Raw genomic sequence first — 17,868 nt, 5'->3', positions numbered from 1 at the left:
CGATAAGTCATTGATTTCTCAAAAGAAAAAGGGGTTCAATGAACTTCATTGAACCCCTTTGTACAGGTGGATGGTGGAGCTGGCGGGAATTGAACCCGCGTCCGTAAGCCTTCGCCGGACAGATCTACATGTTTAGTGCTCTGTTTTAAATCTCGCCACCCAAACCCCGCAGGCACACGCTGCTTGGGTAGCCAGCTTCCTAAAATCTCGCCAAATACCAAGAAGCCCGGTATCCAGCCAGCTAATGTAAATTCCCTTGCAGCCGGGAGGTATTGCTACCCCCTTGCCCAGCCCACTAGCGTGCTGTTGCAAGGCTCACCGGATTAAGCGGCGAGTGCGAAACGTTCGTCGTTTGCAGTTAGTTTTTTGAATGGAGATTTACGAGCGTCACTCAAGCTCGACATGCACCGCACCGGTCCCGAACCCACGTCGAAACCAGGACAGCCCCTTAGTGCCTATTCTAGCCTCATCCCAGCAACTTCAACAGCTCAAGCGGTGAATTGATATGTGCATCAGCACCCCAATGAACCGTATCTGCTGTCGCACCGAGGTAGCCATAGCGTGCAGCTACAGTTTTCATGCCCGCTGCTGCACCCGCCTGGATATCGCGCTCGTCATCCCCGACATAGATGCAATGCTCGGGAGCAATCTGCATGCGTCGCGCGGCTTCAAACAGAGGCTCGGGGTGAGGCTTGGAATGCGGCGTCGTGTCCCCGCTCACCACGGCCGCAGCCTGGGCAAACAAGGGCATCTGACGGGTCAACGGTTCGGTGAAGCGCATGGACTTGTTGGTCACCACCCCCCACAACAACGGGCCGGCTTCCAATGCCCGGATCAACTCGGGCACGCCATCAAAGGCATAGGTGCGCTCGGTCATGCATTGCTCGTAATTGCGAAAGAACTCCTCGCGCATTTCCGCAAAGCCTGCAGACTCAGGCGTCATGCCGAACGCAATACCCAGCATTCCACGAGCCCCGGCCCCGGCCATATGGCGATAGGCATGGAGTGGCAGCGATGGCATGCCACGGTCCACACGCATCTTGTCTGCCGCAGCACCCAGATCAGGAGCGCTGTCGATCAAAGTGCCATCCAGATCGAAAAGAACGGCTCTAACGTGCTTCCACATGGCTGTCACTCCTGAGGGCGGCGTGTTGCCAGCATGTAATTGACCGAGGTGTCATTGCTAAGCCAATAGCGGCCCGAGATCGGGTTGTGCTCCATGCCTTTGCTGCCTTGCACATCCAGGCCGGCTTCGCGCACAAAGCGAGCCAACTCGCTTGGGCGCAGCAACTTGGCGTACTCATGAGTCCCTTTGGGAATCATCTTGAGCATATATTCGGCAGCCACAATTGCCAGCGCAAAGGCCTTGGCATTGCGATTGATGGTGGAAAAAAACACCCAGCCACCAGGCTTGACCAGCTGGGCACATGCCCGCACGATGGACGCTGGATCGGGCACATGCTCCAGCATTTCCATGCAGGTCACCACATCAAAACTGGCCGGCTGCTCCTGCGCCAGCTGCTCGACGCTGACCTCATGGTATTGAATATTGGGCGTTCCCGCCTCCAGAGCATGCAACTGCGCGACGCGCAAAGCCTTGGTTGCCAGATCGATCCCCACCACCTTGGCCCCTTTGCGCGCCATGGAGTCTGCCAAGATGCCACCGCCACAGCCCACATCCAGCACACGCTGGCTCGCCAATGGGGCCTGGGCGTTGATCCAGTCCAGTCTCAGGGGGTTGATCTGATGCAGTGGCTTGAATTCACTCTCGGGATCCCACCAGCGATGGGCCAGGCTGGAGAATTTTTCCAGTTCTGCCGGGTCGGCATTGATAGTGTTGCTCATGGTGCAATTGTCCGCGATTACCGCAATGGATCAGGCATAAAAAAAGCCCCGTTACCGGGGCTTTTTGTGTAGCAATCGAAAGATTACTGAGCAGCCTTGGTGCCCACAACTTCGATTTCCACGCGACGGTTTTGAGCGCGGCCAGCAGCAGTCTTGTTGTCTGCCACGGGTTGCTTCTTGCCCTTGCCTTCGGTGTACACGCGGCTCTTTTCGATGCCCTTGGACACCAGATAAGCCTTCACAGCTTCAGCGCGACGCACCGACAGCTTCTGGTTGTAAGCATCGGAACCGATGGAGTCAGTGTGACCCACGGCGATGATGACTTCCAGGTTGATGTCCTTGATCTTGCCGGTCAGGTCATCCAGCTTAGCCTTGCCTGCGGGCTTCAGCACGGACTTGTCGAAGTCGAAGAAAGCGTCAGCAGAGTAGGTAACCTTAGATGCCACTGCAGGCTGGGGAGCCACAGGAGCGGGAGGCACAACGGCGGGAGCGGGAGCAGCAACCTGGGCCTTCAGAGCACCGTCGCAATCAACAGCGGCAGTAGCAGGAGTCCAGTTGGCATCGCGCCAGCACAGTTCGTTCGTGCCGTTCTTCCACACCAGTTCGCTGGTGCCGTTTTGCCAGTTGTCGATAGTCTTGCCACCGTCAGCAGCCTTCACTTGTGCGCCAGCGGCTGTCACGAGGGCAGCAGAGGCAAACAACATCGCCACTTTGTTCAGTTTCTTCATGGTTCTCCTCTTGGGGAAAAAGCCGCAGCAGGGCTGCGAATCTGTGGACGTCATCAGTGACCATCACCAAAAACGTTGAAATGATTGTGCCATACGTAACATGCAAGAGTGTTGTCAACTAGGCACCAACAAGTAGGACAGCTATGTAATTCCTCAGTTATGTTGCTCTGCTGCCACACGCCATTCGACCTAAAATGGCTGTTTTCCAGCCGTCAAAGTATCACTAGACATGACCCAGTTTGCTAAAGAAACTCTGCCCATCAGCCTTGAAGAGGAGATGCGTCGCAGTTATCTCGATTACGCCATGAGCGTGATCGTGGGCCGGGCGCTTCCTGATGCGCGTGATGGCCTCAAGCCCGTGCACCGCCGCGTTCTGTACGCCATGCACGAACTCAATAACGACTGGAACCGCCCCTACAAGAAGTCGGCGCGTATTGTCGGTGACGTGATCGGTAAGTACCACCCTCACGGCGACAGCGCGGTCTACGACACCATCGTGCGTATGGCGCAGGACTTCTCGCTGCGCCACATGCTGGTCGATGGCCAGGGCAACTTCGGCTCGGTGGACGGCGACAGCGCCGCCGCCATGCGTTACACGGAAATCCGCCTCTCCAAGATCGCTCATGAAATGCTGGGCGACATCGACAAGGAGACCGTGGACTTCGGCCCCAACTACGACGGCTCCGAGAGCGAGCCGCTGGTGCTGCCAAGCCGCCTGCCCAATCTGCTGGTCAACGGCTCCTCGGGTATTGCCGTGGGTATGGCCACGAATATCCCGCCGCACAACCTCAATGAGGTAGTGGACGGCTGCCTGCATTTGCTGCAGAACCCCGAGGCTTCCATTGACGAGCTGATGGAGATCATTCCCGCGCCCGACTTCCCCACGGCCGGCATCATCTACGGCATCAACGGCGTCAAGGAAGGCTATCGCACCGGCCGTGGCCGCGTGGTGATGCGTGCCAAGTGCCACTTCGAGGACATCGACAAGGGCCAGCGCCAGTCCATCATCGTTGACGAGCTGCCCTACCAGGTCAACAAGAAGACGCTGCAGGAGCGCATGGCCGAGCTGGTGCACGAAAAGAAGATCGAGGGCATCAGCCATATCCAGGACGAGTCGGACAAGTCCGGCATGCGCCTGGTGATCGAATTGAAGCGCGGCGAAGTGCCCGAGGTGGTTCTCAACAACCTCTACAAGCTGACCCAGCTGCAAGACACCTTCGGCATGAACATGGTGGCCCTGGTCAACGGCCAGCCCAAGCTCTGCAACCTGAAGGATCTGATCCAGGTCTTCCTGGAGCACCGCCGCGAAGTGGTGACCCGCCGCACCGTGTTCGAGCTGCGCAAGGCGCGCGACCGCGGCCATGTGCTGGAAGGTCTGGCCGTCGCACTGGCCAATATCGACGACTTCATCGCCATCATCCGCAACGCTCCCACACCTCCCGTGGCCAAGGCCGCGCTGATGGAAAAATCCTGGGACAGCAAGCTGGTGCGCGAGATGCTCACCCGCACGCGCACCGACGGCGGTGTGGTCAATGCCGACGACTATCGCCCCGAGGGCCTGGAAGTCGAATTCGGCATGCAGCAAAACGGCCAGTACCGCCTGTCCGAAACCCAGGCCCAGGAAATTCTGCAGATGCGTCTGCAGCGCCTGACCGGCCTGGAGCAGGACAAGATCGTGGCCGAGTACAAGGACATCATGGCGGTCATCGAAGACCTGCTGGACATCCTGGCCAAGCCCGAGCGCGTCTCCATCATCATTGGCGAAGAACTCAACACCGTGAAGGCCGAGTTCGGTCAGTCCAAGAAGGGCGAGCGTCGTTCCACCGTGGAGTACAGCGCGCAAGACCTGTCCACCGAAGATCTGATCACACCCACCGACATGGTGGTGACGCTCTCGCACACCGGCTACATCAAGAGCCAGCCCCTGTCCGAGTACCGCTCGCAAAAGCGCGGCGGCCGCGGCAAGCAGGCCACGGCGACCAAGGAAGACGACTGGATCGACCAGCTCTTCATTGCCAACACGCACGACTATCTGCTGTGCTTCTCCAACCGCGGCCGCATGTACTGGCTCAAGGTCTGGGAAGTGCCATCGGGTTCGCGCGGCTCGCGTGGTCGCCCCATCGTCAACATGTTCCCGCTTCAGGAAGGCGAGAAGATCAACGTGGTGCTGCCGCTGACCGGCGAAAACCGCAGCTTCCCCGAAGATCACTTCGTCTTCATGGCCACCAGCATGGGCACCGTCAAGAAGACGGCACTGACCGAGTTCAGCAACCCGCGCAAGGCCGGCATCATTGCCGTGGGCCTTGACGAGGGCGACTACCTGATCGGCGCAGCGCTGACCGACGGCAAGCATGATGTGATGCTGTTCAGCGACGGCGGCAAGGCCGTGCGCTTTGACGAGAACGATGTGCGCCCCATGGGCCGCAATGCGCGCGGCGTGCGTGGCATGAACATCGAGGAGCATCAGAACGTGATCGCCATGCTGGTCGCCGAGGCCGACGACGGCACGGGCAATGTGGTGGCCGGCTCGCAAAGCGTGCTGACTGCCACCGAAAACGGCTACGGCAAGCGCACGGCCATCAGCGAATACACCCGCCACGGCCGCGGCACCAAGGGCATGATTGCAATCCAGCAGTCCGAGCGCAACGGCAAGGTCGTGGCCGCCACCCTGGTGGCGCCCGAGGACGAGATCATGCTGATCACCGACACCGGCGTGCTGGTACGCACGCGGGTTGCGGAGATCCGCGAACTGGGCCGCGCCACACAGGGCGTGACGCTGATCAATCTGGACGCAGGTGCCAAGCTCATTGGCCTGCAGCGCATCGTCGAAAATGATGCGAACGACAGTGCTGGCGAGGACGACGAAGCCGAAGACTCCGGCAGCGCCGGCGCCGAAGGCGCAGCCGAGTCCGGCGACGCCTCCTGATCGACCAGCCCCTGGCTGGCCCGACCCGGACCGGACGCCACGCGACATGCACGCATGTCCGTGGCTGAATATTTTGATAGCTGAAAGCGCAAGCTAGACAAGCGCTTTCATATGTTTTGAGCGTAAATCTGATGAACCGCCCTTTTAACTTCTCCGCAGGCCCCGCCGCCATCCCTGAAGAAGTGCTGCAAACCGCAGCCGCCGAAATGCTGGACTGGCACGGCTCCGGCATGGGGGTGATGGAAATGAGCCACCGCGGCAAGGAATTCATCAGCATTTACGAAGCCGCCGAAGCCGATCTGCGCGAGCTGCTGGCCGTGCCCGCGCATTTCAAGATCCTGTTCATGCAGGGTGGCGGCATTGCCGAAAACGCCATCGTGCCCATGAACCTGTCGCGCGCCGGCGTGGTGGACTTTGTGGTGACCGGCAGCTGGAGCCAGAAATCAGCCAAGGAAGCCGCCAAGTACGCCAGCGACGCCAATGTGGCCGCCACCGCCAAGGACAGCAACTACACCACGATTCCCGCCGCCAGCAGCTGGAATCTGAGCCGTGGCGCCAGCTATGTGCATATCTGCAGCAACGAGACCATTCACGGCGTGGAGTTCCACGAGCTGCCCGACCTCCAGGCTCTGGGCTCGGATGCACCTCTGGTCATAGACTTCTCCTCGCATGTGGCCTCGCGCTCCATCGACTGGAGCCGCGTGGGCCTGGCCTTTGGCGGCGCGCAGAAGAACATCGGCCCCGCCGGCCTGACCATCGTCATCGTGCGCGAAGACCTGCTGGGCCATGCGCTGCCCGTCTGCCCCTCGGCGTTTGATTACAAAACCGTGGCCGACAACGGCAGCATGTACAACACGCCTCCCACCTGGGGCATCTACATGGCCGGCCTGACCTTCCAGTGGCTCAAGCGCCAGACCGAAGGCGGCCTCAGCGGCGTGGCAGCCATGGAAGCGCGCAACATCGCCAAGGCCAAGCTGTTCTATGACTATGTGGACCAGTCCTCGTTCTATGTGAACAAGGTGGCCGCGAACTGCCGCTCGCGCATGAACATCCCGTTCTTCCTTCATGATGAGTCGCGCAACGACGCTTTCCTGGCCGGCGCCAAACAGGCCGGTCTGCTGCAGCTCAAGGGCCACAAGTCCGTGGGCGGCATGCGCGCCAGCATCTACAACGCCATGCCCATCGAAGGCGTGCAGGCGCTGGTCGACTACATGCGTGACTTCGAGCAACGTCAGGCCTGAGCCCCACCCTTAGCCTTGTAAAAAGATGAGCTGCCACCGCTTGATCTGCAAGTATTTCACCAAGGTATTGGTTTGAATTCCTTGTGCAACCAGCGCCAGCAGCTACGAAATTTGAGAGATTCATGAGCCAAGAACCCCAAGCCAGCCCCGAGCTGTTGTCGCTGCGCAACCAGATCGATTCCCTGGACCGCCAGTTGCTGGAGTTGGTCAACCAGCGCGCCCATGTGGCCGAGCAGGTGGGCGAGCTCAAGAAGAAGGAAGGCTCGGCCTTCTTCCGCCCGGACCGCGTGGCCCAGGTCATCGAGAAGATCAAGTCCAACAACCCCGGCCCGCTCAAGGGCGCGCATGTGGCCGCCATCTGGCGCGAGATCATGTCGGCCTGCCTGGCGCTGGAATCCCCCCAGCGCGTGGCCGTGCTCGGCCCGGCCGGCACCTTCTGCGAGGAAGCGGCGATCCAGTACTTCGGCGGCGCGGCCGACCTGATGTACTGCAACAGCTTCGAGGAAGTCTTTCACGCCACGGCCGCCGGCAGCGCCCAGTACGGCGTGGTGGGCGTGGAGAACTCCAACGAGGGCGTGGTCACGCGCTCGCTGGACATGTTTCTGCACACGCCCTGCCATGTGGTGGGCGAGGTCAGCATGCTGATCCGTCACAATCTGATGCGCACCAGCAACACGTTGGACGGCATCGAGGTGGTGGCGGCCCACCCCCAGGCTCTGGCCCAGTGTCAGGGCTGGCTGTCCAAGCATCTGCCCCATGCCGAACGCCGCCCCGTGGAGAGCAATGCCGAAGGCGCACGCCTGGCGGCCCTGCACCCCAACTGGGCCGGCATTGCCGGTGAGCGCGCTGCCCAGCAGTTCGGCCTGCACATCGTCAGCCATGCGATCCAGGACGATGCCTACAACCGTACCCGTTTTGCCGTCATCTGCCTGCCGCACACGCTGGCCACGGCCGCGCCCAGCGGCAGCGACTGCACCAGTCTGGTGGTCTCGGTGCCCAACACCGCAGGTGCCGTGCATGACCTGCTGGTGCCGCTGAAGAAGCATGGCGTCTCTATGACGCGCTTCGAGTCGCGCCCGGCCCGCACCGGCCAATGGGAGTATTACTTCTACATCGACATCGAAGGCCACCCGGCCCAGGCCAATGTGGCCGCCGCCCTGCAGGAGCTACAGGGCCTGTGCGCGTTCTACAAGGTGCTGGGCACCTACCCGGTGAGCAAGTGATGGCGACTCAGGAATTGCAGCCGTTCGAGCAGCTCGGCTTGATCGGCTGCGGATTGATGGGCGGCTCGTTCGCCCTGGCTCTCAAGAAAGCCGGCCTGGTCAAGCGCGTGGTGGGCTACAGCAAATCGCCCTCGACCACCGAGCGCGCCCGCCAGATGGGCGTGATCGACGTGGAGGCACCCTCCGCCCTGCTGGCGGCTGCCGGTGCCGATCTGGTGCTGCTGGCCGTGCCCGTGGCGGCCACCGAGGCCACGCTCAAGTCCATCAAGCATCTGGTCACGCCCCAGATGATGATCATGGACGTGGGCTCCACCAAGGTCGACGTGGTGCAGGCCGCGCGCTCGGCGCTGCGCGACCAGATCGGCAGCTTTGTGCCCGCCCACCCCATCACCGGCAAGGAAGTGGCCGGCGTGGAGCACGCCGATGTCAAGCTCTACCAGGGTGCCCAGGTCGTGCTGACCCCGACGGAGCGCACGCTGACCGCGCATCTGGCCAAGGCCCAGGCGCTGTGGCAGGCCCTGGGCTGCAAGGTCACGGCCATGTCGCCCGAAACCCATGACAGCGCACTCGCCACCGTCAGCCACCTGCCTCATCTGCTGGCATTTGCCATGATGCAAAGCGTGCTGAGCCAGCCCGGCGCCGACGATATGCTGGCGCTGGCCGGCCCCGGTTTCCGTGACTTCACCCGCATAGGCGCCGGCGACCCCAAGCTCTGGCGCGACGTGCTGCTGGCCAACCGCGATCAGGTGCTGGCCCAGTCTCGCCAGTTCCGCCAGGCACTGGAGCAGCTCGAAGGGCTGATGCAAGCCAACGATGGCCAGGGACTGCAGGATCGCCTGACCCTGGCCAGTGCCGCACGCGCCGAATGGACCATGGGCGGCAAGCGAGGCTCTTAAACTAGCGGCGTCGATCTATTCACCCAACCGCCAGAGACACAGGGCAGAGGCAACCGCGCAGCCCTGGTGTCGAAGCAGCCAGGCTGCACAGGGGGTTACGAGAGTTTTATGTTCACCACCGAATTTCTGGACCTGCCCGCACTGGACTCCGCCAACGGCAGCGTCAGCCTGCCCGGCTCCAAAAGCATCTCCAATCGCGTGCTGCTGCTGGCGGCGCTGAGCCAGGGCACCACCACCATTCACGACCTGCTGGACTCGGACGACACCCGCGTCATGCTGGCCGGACTCAAGCAGCTGGGCTGCCGGATCAGTCCCGATGCCGTCACCCCCGGCCAGGCGATTGACGTCACCGGCATCGGCGGCCAGCTGCCAGCCGGCACCAAGGCGACACTGTTCCTGGGCAATGCCGGCACGGCCATGCGCCCGCTGACTGCGGCGCTGTCGGTGCTGGGCGGCGACTTCGAGATGACAGGCGTTCCCCGCATGTATGAACGCCCCATCGGCGACCTGGTCGATGCGCTGCGCCAACTGGGCTGCAAGATCGACTATCTGAAGGATGAAGGCTTTCCGCCCCTGAAGATCGGCCAGCCCGACTTCAGCCAGCTAGGCAGCGAATCCATCAAGGTGCGCGGCGATGTCTCCAGTCAGTTCCTGACCTCGCTGCTGATGGCCCTGCCCTTGCTGGCCAAGGAACGCGACATCACCATCGAAGTGGTGGGCGAGCTGATCTCCAAGCCCTATATCCACATCACGCTGGAGCTGCTGGCGCGCTTCGGCATTGCCGTGAAAAACGATAGCTGGCAGCGCTTCGTGATCCCCGCAGGCTGTCGCTACCAGTCACCGGGTGCCATCCATGTGGAGGCCGATGCCTCCTCCGCCAGCTATTTCATCGCACTGGGCGCGATTGCCACCGGCACCACCGATGATGCGGATGCAGACAATGCGCCGCAGCCCAAGAGCATCCGCATTCTGGGTGTGGGCCAGGACTCGATCCAGGGCGATATCCGCTTCATCGAGGCCGCCCAGGCCATGGGCGCACAGATCGAGAGCGGCCCCAACTGGCTGCAGGTCAGCCGTGGCAGCTGGCCTCTGAAGGCCATCGACCTCGATTGCAACCATATTCCCGACGCTGCCATGACGCTGGGCACCATGGCGCTGTATGCCGACGGCGTGACCACGCTGCGCAACATCGCCAGCTGGCGCGTCAAGGAAACCGACCGCATTGCCGCCATGGCGATCGAGTTGCGCAAGCTCGGCGCCTCGGTGGAAGAAGGTGCTGACTACATCCGCATCACGCCGCCCGCCGGCAAGACCGCCTGGAAAGCGGCCAGCATCCACACCTATGACGACCACCGCGTCGCCATGTGCTTCTCCCTGGCGGCCTTCAACCCGGCCAAGCTGCCCGTGCGCATCGAAGACCCCAAATGTGTGGCCAAGACCTTCCCCGACTATTTCGAGGCGCTGTTCTCCGTCAGCGAAGCCGAGCGCGAGCATATTCCCGTGATCTGCATCGATGGGCCCACGGCCTCCGGCAAGGGCACGATTGCCGCAGAAGTCGCCAGGGCCCTGGGCTACCAGTTGCTGGACTCCGGCGCGCTGTATCGCATCACCGGCCTGGCCGCATCGCGTGCCGGCATGACGCTTGACGAATCGAACGAGGAAACCATTGCCGAGATGGCGCTGGACATGCCCGTGCGCTTCGATGCGCAGCAGCGTGTCTGGCTCGGCGACGAGGACATTAGCCTGGCCATTCGCAGCGAAGAAGCCGGCATGAATGCCTCGCGCGTATCGGCCCTGCCTGCCGTGCGCACCGCGCTGGTGGATCTGCAGCTGTCCTTCCAGGCCCTGCCCGGGCTGGTTGCCGATGGCCGCGACATGGGTACGGTCATCTTCCCTCACGCCCCGCTGAAGGTCTATTTGTGGGCATCTGCCCAGTGCCGCGCCGAGCGCCGATATAAACAGTTGATTTCCAAAGGAATTTCAGCTAATATGTCCACCCTTTTGGCAGACCTTGAGGCGCGCGACGCCCGCGACATGAATCGCAGCACCGCTCCGCTCAAGCCCGCCGAGGATTCTTTGCAGCTCGACAGCTCCGAGATGACCATTGAAGAAGTGGTTGCCCAGGTGCTGTCGTGGTGGCAGGAACGCCAGCCGTTCGGTCGTCCTTGAAATTTCAAGCTTGAAGTTTCAAGGCCGGCCCTCCATCTGGCTTGTTGGCCCTTGATGCCAGGTTCTCGCAGACCGCGGACCGGCAGCAAGGTTGTTAACCTTTAACCCCCGTGGGTCTCAAACCCACAACCTCCGCAATCAGTCTTAAAAACGCTTGGCAATGGTGCCGACGGAAACCTGGTTGCGGGCAAGGAACTACATGTCTGAATCTTTTGCCGCCCTTTTTGAAGAGTCGTTGACACGCACCGAAATGCGTCCTGGCGAAGTTATCACCGCTGAAGTCGTGCGCGTTGAGCACAACTTCGTGGTGGTGAACGCCGGCCTGAAGTCGGAAGCCTACGTGCCCCTCGACGAGTTCAAGAACGACCAGGGCGAAGTCGAAGTCCAAGTGGGTGACTTCGTGTCCGTGGCCATCGGCTCCATCGAAAACGGCTACGGCGACACCATCCTGTCCCGTGACACCGCCAAGCGTCTGGCTTCCTGGCTGTCGCTGGAAAAGGCTCTGGAATCCGGCGAATTCGTGACCGGCACCACTTCCGGCAAGGTCAAGGGCGGCCTGACCGTTCTGGTCAACGGCATCCGCGCTTTCCTGCCCGGTTCGCTGATCGACACACGTCCCATCAAGGACCTGACTCCCTACGAAAACAAGACCCTGGAATTCAAGGTCATCAAGCTGGATCGCAAGCGCAACAACGTGGTGCTGTCGCGCCGCGCTGTGGTGGAAGCCTCCATGGGCGAAGAGCGCGCCAAGCTGATGGAAACCCTGAAGGAAGGCGCTATCGTTCAGGGCGTGGTCAAGAACATCACCGAATACGGTGCGTTCGTGGACCTGGGCGGTATCGACGGCCTGCTGCACATCACCGACATGGCATGGCGCCGTGTGCGTCACCCCTCCGAAGTGGTGACTGCTGGCCAGGAAATCACTGCCAAGATCCTGAAGTTCGACACCGAAAAGAACCGCGTGTCCCTGGGCCTGAAGCAAATGGGCGACGATCCCTGGATGGGCGTGGCTCGCCGCTACCCCTCCGCCACCCGTCTGTTCGGCAAGGTCACCAACATTGCTGACTACGGCGCATTCGTGGAACTGGAACCCGGCATCGAAGGCCTGGTGCACGTTTCCGAAATGGACTGGACCAACAAGAACATCGCTCCCACCAAGCTCGTGTCCCTGGGCGACGAAGTGGAAGTCATGGTTCTGGAAATCGACGAAGACAAGCGTCGCATCTCCCTGGGCATGAAGCAGTGCAAGGCTAACCCCTGGCAAGAATTCGCCCAGAACACCAAGCGCGGCGACCGCGTGAAGGGCCCCATCAAGTCCATCACCGACTTCGGCGTGTTCGTGGGTCTGGCTGCCGGTATCGACGGCCTGGTGCACCTGTCTGACCTGTCGTGGAACGAAGCCGGCGAAGCCGCTGTTCGTAACTACAAGAAGGGTCAAGAAGTCGAAGCCATCGTGCTGGCCGTGGACGTTGAGCGCGAGCGCATCTCCCTGGGCATCAAGCAGCTGGACAGCGACCCCTTCACGACCTTCGTGACCGTGAACGACAAGGGCCAAGTTGTGACCGGCAAGGTCAAGACTGTGGACGCCAAGGGCGCTGAAATCGACCTGGGTGAAGACATCATCGGCTACCTGCGCGCTTCCGAAATCTCGCAAGACCGGGTGGAAGATGCTCGTTCCGTCCTGAAGGAAGGCGACGAAGTGACTGCCGTGGTGGTGAACGTGGATCGCAAGAGCCGCAACATCCAGCTGTCCATCAAGCAAAAGGATCACGCTGAACAGCAAGTCGCCATGGCTTCCCTGTCGGCTCAGTCCTCCAAGGAAAACGCTGGTACCACCAGCCTGGGCGCTCTGCTGCGCGCCAAGCTGGACGCTGACAAGTAAATCTTGCATCAGCCGGTCAGCCAGCTCGCCTGACTGACCGCTAAGCGTCAAAGACAACGGGCGCCCTGTGCGCCCGTTGTTGTTTTCAACCTAGAGCCTCCGCCACCCGATGACCCGATCCGATCTCGTCGAAGAACTTGCCGCCCAATTTGGCCAACTCAACCAACGTGATGCCGAGCAGGCCGTCAAAACCATTCTGGACGCCGTCAGCGATGCCTTGGTGCGCGGTCACCGTATTGAAATTCGCGGCTTTGGCAGCTTTGCCATCAATCACCGCCAGCCCCGCATAGGCCGCAACCCCCGCTCCGGCGAGTCCGTTCAGGTTCCCTCCAAGCGCGTTCCTCATTTCAAGCCCGGCAAGGCCTTGCGCGAAGCCGTGGACAATCTCAAGGCCGAAGACTCCGCTGCCCAGCAGCCGCAGACCGCCTGAAGTCCGCGGACATCGTCAGCCACCTCAGAGCCGGGCATGCCGTCCGTTTGCCTGTCCGTGCATAGGCTGGCCTAAAATCTTCCCGTCACACAAGGCGCATAAAGGGAAGCATGAAATACCTGCTGTGGCTGCTCAAGGCAGCCATTTTTTTCACTCTGTTCGCATTCGCACTCAACAACCAGCAAGACGCCACCGTGCATTTCTTCTTTGGCACGGCCTGGACGGCACCTCTGGTGCTGGTGGTTCTGGCGGCTTTTGCGCTGGGCCTTTTTGTCGGAGTGCTGGGCATGGTGCCACGCTGGCTCAAGCATCGCAGCGCAGCGCGCGAGGCACAGGCCACTCAACAGGCACCGAACGCCGCAGTCAACGCTGCCAGTGCAGCACCTGCGGTGAAGGAACAGAACTCTTCTTCGATCATTGCGCCGGGCGACGTGCATGGAATTTAATCTGACTTGGATTTTGCTGGGCCTGCCTGCAGCCTTTGTGCTGGGCTGGCTGGCCTCTCGCTGGGATTTGCGCCAGGTGCGTGCCGACAACCGCCAGGCTCCCAAGGCGTACTTCAAAGGCCTGAACTTTCTGCTCAACGAACAGCAGGACAAGGCCATCGATGCCTTTATCGAGGCCGTGCAGAACGACCCCGACACCACCGAACTGCACTTTGCACTGGGCAATCTGTTTCGCCGCCGCGGCGAATACAACCGTGCGGTGCGCGTCCATGAGCATCTGCTCAGCCGTGCCGACCTCACCCGTCCCGACCGGGACCGTGCCCAGCATGCGCTGGCACAGGACTTTCTCAAGGCCGGCCTGCTGGATCGCGCCGAGGAGGCTCTGAACCGCCTCGAAGGCACGCAGTACGAAGGCGAAGCACGCCTGGCGCTGCTGGCCATTTACGAGCGCTCGCGCGACTGGGCCCAGGCTGCGGCCATCGTGCGCAAGATGCAGGCTTCGGGCCAGGGAGACTTCAGCACCCGGCTGGCCCATTACCTTTGTGAAGACGCTCAATCCCAGGTGGCCCAAGGCCAACTCGACAAGGCTTTTGCACAGCTCAGGCAGGCTCTGGAGACTGCGCCGCAAGCTCCGCGCCCCCGTCTGGAGCTGGCTCAGCTTCAGCATCGACAGGGCCAGTCCGCGCAGGCTTTGTCGAGCCTTCAGGCTCTGGCACAGAACAGCCCCGCAGCCCTGCCCCTGGCGGCCAGCCTGCTGGTGGAAGTGGCCGAGGCAACAGGTGCTCTGGGAGAGGCCCACAATCTGCTGCTCAAGCACTATGAGCAGGCACCCTCGCTGGACCTGCTGCAGGCACTGGTCGCCATCGACCAGAAAAGCGGCGATGCGGCAGCGCCCGGCCGACAGCGCCTGGTGAAGCATCTGGAGCACGAGTCCTCCCTGGTGGCGGCCGCCCAATGGCTGGAAGGCGAGACTCTGACCGAAGAGCAGTACCATGCCCCCGTGCAGAAGGCGCTGAACCATGCCACCAAGCCCCTGACCCGCTATCGCTGTGCGGCCTGCGGCTTTGAAGCCCGCACCCATTTCTGGCATTGCCCCGGCTGCCAGAGCTGGGACAGCTACCCTGCACGCCGGGTCGAAGAGCTGTAAAGCACTTCCAGAAGACAAAAGAGCGCCCCGGGGCGCTCTTTTTCAATGCATGCAGCCGGCCCGGTTAATGACCGCCCCACTCATCGGCCGGCATATCCTGCTTGCCTATCAGCCAGGGCAGGCGCGAGGACACCCCGACGAGCACCCCCACCGCCCAGAACAGGGCCGAGACACCGACCACCGTGCCCAGCGAGCCGAACAGTACCGGCATCAGCACGCTGGAGCCGTTGATGGCCATCATGCGCAATCCCAGCGCCTCTCCATGGCGCTCGGGTGGCGTGATCTGGTGAATCATGCTCATCACCATGGGCTGCACCGATCCCAGCACAATGCCCAGCAAGACCGAACAGGCGCCCATGCTCCAGGCACCGGGCATGAAGGGATAGGCGATGAACAGGGCGCAAGCGGCAACCATGGCACCCAGCACCACTTGCGATTCGGCCAGGCGGCGCGTGATGATGGGCATCAGCATGCGGATCACGGCCGCAGCAATCGCAAAGGCGCCCAGGATGCTGCCTATCACCGAGGCAGGCAGTCCGCGTTCATGACCCAGAATGGGAACGACAAAGGTATGCACGTCCCAGCAAGAGGAAAGCGCCCAGTTCAGCAGCAACAGGCGCCTGAAGCCCCGGTTCTGCACCAGATCCCAGGCCGTTGCCTTCTGGTTCGCAGCACCGGTCTGCAGCGCGGGCAGCTCCTGCACCGTTCTGACCCAGAACCAGGCCGCCAGAGGCATCAGGGCCAGCAGCAGGAAGGCCGCCCTGAAGCCCGTGGTGCTGGCAGCTTCACCACCGGCATAGTCGATCAGCAGCCCGGCCGCAAACGGTCCCAAAAAATTGGAGATAGCCGGCCCGATCGCCAGCCAGCTGAAGACCTTGCGCAGCTCGTCCTTGTTGTGTGCCATGCGCCCCACATGGCGCTGCAGGGCGATGAGCGCCATGCCGGCCGCGCCACCCGTCAGCAAAGCGCTCAGGCACAGCACCGGATAAATCGGGAACAGCACGGCCACTCCGGCCCCGGAACATGCGGCCACCACGCTGATGATGAGCGGGCGCTTGAGCCCGTGACGGTCCGCATAGCGCCCCGCGGGCAGGGACAGAAACACCTGGGTCAGTGCGAACAGCGCCAGCAGCATGCCGACAGCAGCCGCGCTATAGCCCTCCTTGAGCGCCAAAAGCGGCGTGGCCATGCGCATTCCGGTCATGGTGCCGTGGATACAGACTTGCGCGAGGATCAGGCGCAGCAGGGCCGCATTCATTCTTCATCCTCGCCGGCGGTCTGATCGCCTCCAGACGAGGTGGCCGGAAACAGGGGCTGCTCCTGCCCTGCTTCATTCGGCAGCTCCTGCACATTACGCAAATGGCGCTGAATGGCGCGCGTGCGCACACCCACCTGATCGAACTTGCGCGCAGCGGCATCGATGGACTTGCGCGTGGCCTCCACCACCTCGCCGAACTTGCCGAACTCGGTCTTGACCTGTCCGAGCACGCCCCAGACTTCGGAGGAGCGCTTCTCGATCGCCAGCGTCTTGAAACCCATCTGCAGGCTGCTGAGCATGGCGGCCAGATTCGCGGGGCCGGTAATCACGATGCGATGCTCGTTCTGCAGCGCCTCGACCAGTCCCGGACGGCGTAGCACTTCGGCAAACAGGCCCTCGGTGGGCAGATACATGACGGCGAAATCCGTGGTGTGCGGCGGCGCGATGTACTTGCTCGCAATCTTTCTGGCTTCGCCGCGAATCGATGTCTCGAAGGCATTGCCCGCCGCGACAATGCCCACCCTGTCGGCACTGTCCTGGGCATCCTGCAGGCGCTGGTAATGCTCGACCGGATATTTGGCATCGATGGGCAGCCAGACGGGATGCTCGTCGTTGCGCCCCGGCAGCCGGATGGCGAACTCGACCAGATCATCGCTGTCGGGCACGGTCTTGACGTTTCTGGCGTACTGCTCGGGCGTGAGCACATTGTCGATGATGCTGCCCAGCTGCAGCTCGCCCCAGGTGCCGCGCGACTTCACATTGGTCATCACGCGCTTCAGATCGCCTACGCTGCCCGCCAGGGTCTGCATCTCGCCCAGCCCCTTGTGCACCTGCTCCAGCCGGTCGCTGACCAGCTTGAAGGACTCGCCCAGACGCTGCTCCAGCGTGGCATGCAGTTTTTCATCGACGGTGCGGCGCATCTCGTCGAGCTTGAGGGCGTTGTCGCTCTGAATCGTGGCCAGGCGCTCGTTGAGCGTTGCACGCAGCTGCTCGGCCGTGGTCTGCTGGCCCTGCGTCAGCGCAGCCAGCTGCTGGCTCACCGCATCCTGCAGCACGGCAAACTGATGGCGCAGCTGCTCGCCATTGCTGCCCAGCTGATCCTTGAGCGCAGCCCCCATATTGGTACTCATATGCGTGAGCTGCTGCTGGATGTCGCCCTTGAGCGAGTCCAGCGTGCCGCGCGTGGTCTCAGCCAGGGCCTCGAAGCGCTGCTGGACATGGACGGCCTGCTCCGCACTGCTTTGGGCCAGTGCCGCGCGCGCCTGCTGGCTGTCGCCCGTCAGCCGCTGCGCCAGCTGGGCAACGTCTTCACGAAAGGATGCCAGCGCCGCAGCCTGCTCGCGCCTTGCGGCCAGTGCATCCTGCTGGGCCTGGGTCAACTGGGTCTGTACATGCTGGGTGACACGGTCCAGGGCTCCATCGCTCTTGGCCACCGTCATCTGGGTACTCTGGCTGCTGCGCTCCAGCTGCTGCAGCCTGACATCCAGCCCCTGCAATCCCTGCAGCAGCTGGGCTTGCAGCCTCATCGCATCAGGGCCCAGAGCAAGTTCCGTCTGACGGCGCAGCCCCTGCAGCCACCACAGCAGCACCAGAAGCAGGCCCACCATCAATACGGCCAGCGCCGCAAACCCAAGCCACCACGTAGTCACTGTCTTGCCACGCCTTTCGCACTCTTTT

The 17,868-nt window shown here is 62.1% G+C and carries 14 protein-coding genes and 1 other RNA gene; 9 read left to right on the top strand and 6 right to left on the bottom strand.

Features of this window, described 5'->3' with window-relative positions; genetic code table 11:
• Nucleotides 1–71: 71 nt before the first annotated feature.
• From ssrA to ompA, 4 genes are all read right to left on the bottom strand, one after another.
• Nucleotides 72–448, bottom strand: a transfer-messenger RNA (tmRNA) gene (gene ssrA, locus CTR2_RS07585).
• Nucleotides 449–466: 18 nt separating this feature from the next.
• Nucleotides 467–1,126, bottom strand: a complete 660-nt coding sequence (locus CTR2_RS07580) for an HAD-IA family hydrolase (RefSeq protein ID WP_012837600.1) — start codon at nucleotides 1,124–1,126, stop codon at nucleotides 467–469.
• Nucleotides 1,127–1,131: 5 nt separating this feature from the next.
• Nucleotides 1,132–1,845: a bifunctional 2-polyprenyl-6-hydroxyphenol methylase/3-demethylubiquinol 3-O-methyltransferase UbiG gene (gene ubiG / locus CTR2_RS07575; RefSeq protein WP_087085912.1), complete on the bottom strand. Its 714-nt coding sequence runs from the start codon at nucleotides 1,843–1,845 to the stop codon at nucleotides 1,132–1,134.
• Between the two features lie 83 nt (nucleotides 1,846–1,928).
• Nucleotides 1,929–2,573 carry an outer membrane protein OmpA gene (ompA, locus tag CTR2_RS07570; protein ID WP_003077020.1) on the bottom strand — a complete coding sequence of 215 codons (645 nt, stop codon included), beginning with the start codon at nucleotides 2,571–2,573 and terminating at the stop codon, nucleotides 1,929–1,931.
• A 229-nt stretch (nucleotides 2,574–2,802) separates the two neighbouring features.
• On the opposite strand from ompA, the gene gyrA reads away from it, so the two are divergent.
• The 9 genes from gyrA (at nucleotide 2,803) to lapB (ending at nucleotide 14,933) form a co-directional block, all read left to right on the top strand.
• On the top strand, nucleotides 2,803–5,499 hold the full coding sequence (gyrA, locus tag CTR2_RS07565) for a DNA gyrase subunit A (protein WP_087085913.1): 2,697 nt from the start codon (nucleotides 2,803–2,805) through the stop codon (nucleotides 5,497–5,499).
• 131 nt (nucleotides 5,500–5,630) lie between these two features.
• A complete protein-coding gene (gene serC, locus CTR2_RS07560; protein WP_087085914.1) occupies nucleotides 5,631–6,740 on the top strand; it encodes a 3-phosphoserine/phosphohydroxythreonine transaminase in 1,110 nt (369 codons plus the stop codon).
• A 122-nt stretch (nucleotides 6,741–6,862) separates the two neighbouring features.
• Nucleotides 6,863–7,963, top strand: coding sequence for a prephenate dehydratase (pheA, locus tag CTR2_RS07555; protein WP_003067663.1), 1,101 nt, complete (start codon nucleotides 6,863–6,865; stop codon nucleotides 7,961–7,963).
• Nucleotides 7,963–8,859 (top strand): prephenate dehydrogenase, encoded by an 897-nt coding sequence (locus CTR2_RS07550; protein WP_087085915.1) that lies wholly within the window; start codon nucleotides 7,963–7,965, stop codon nucleotides 8,857–8,859. Before pheA ends, CTR2_RS07550 begins: the two co-directional genes overlap by 1 nt.
• A gap of 108 nt (nucleotides 8,860–8,967) precedes the next feature.
• A complete protein-coding gene (locus tag CTR2_RS07545) occupies nucleotides 8,968–11,028 on the top strand; it encodes a bifunctional 3-phosphoshikimate 1-carboxyvinyltransferase/cytidylate kinase (protein WP_087085916.1) in 2,061 nt (686 codons plus the stop codon).
• 199 nt (nucleotides 11,029–11,227) lie between these two features.
• On the top strand, nucleotides 11,228–12,910 hold the full coding sequence (gene rpsA, locus CTR2_RS07540; RefSeq protein WP_003057144.1) for a 30S ribosomal protein S1: 1,683 nt from the start codon (nucleotides 11,228–11,230) through the stop codon (nucleotides 12,908–12,910).
• Nucleotides 12,911–13,019: 109 nt separating this feature from the next.
• Nucleotides 13,020–13,340: an integration host factor subunit beta gene (locus CTR2_RS07535; RefSeq protein ID WP_003077008.1), complete on the top strand. Its 321-nt coding sequence runs from the start codon at nucleotides 13,020–13,022 to the stop codon at nucleotides 13,338–13,340.
• Nucleotides 13,341–13,450: 110 nt separating this feature from the next.
• Nucleotides 13,451–13,786 carry a LapA family protein gene (locus tag CTR2_RS07530; protein WP_087085917.1) on the top strand — a complete coding sequence of 112 codons (336 nt, stop codon included), beginning with the start codon at nucleotides 13,451–13,453 and terminating at the stop codon, nucleotides 13,784–13,786.
• Entirely contained in the window at nucleotides 13,776–14,933 is a 1,158-nt protein-coding gene (gene lapB / locus CTR2_RS07525; RefSeq protein ID WP_087085918.1) for a lipopolysaccharide assembly protein LapB, read from the top strand. The genes CTR2_RS07530 and lapB overlap by 11 nt, the downstream gene beginning before the upstream one ends.
• Before the next feature lie 64 nt (nucleotides 14,934–14,997).
• Here lapB and CTR2_RS07520 read toward each other — a convergent pair whose 3' ends face one another.
• The gene (locus CTR2_RS07520; RefSeq protein WP_087085919.1) at nucleotides 14,998–16,191 is read right to left on the bottom strand and encodes an MFS transporter; all 1,194 of its coding nucleotides are present in this window, start codon (nucleotides 16,189–16,191) and stop codon (nucleotides 14,998–15,000) included.
• Nucleotides 16,188–17,798 (bottom strand): DNA recombination protein RmuC, encoded by a 1,611-nt coding sequence (locus tag CTR2_RS07515; protein ID WP_087085920.1) that lies wholly within the window; start codon nucleotides 17,796–17,798, stop codon nucleotides 16,188–16,190. Before CTR2_RS07515 ends, CTR2_RS07520 begins: the two co-directional genes overlap by 4 nt.
• Between the last annotated feature and the right edge of the window lie 70 nt (nucleotides 17,799–17,868).

The sequence above is a fragment of the Comamonas thiooxydans genome, from assembly GCF_002157685.2.
Taxonomy (GTDB): domain Bacteria; phylum Pseudomonadota; class Gammaproteobacteria; order Burkholderiales; family Burkholderiaceae_C; genus Comamonas; species Comamonas testosteroni_H.
This window is presented reverse-complemented; position numbering and strand designations above follow the sequence as displayed.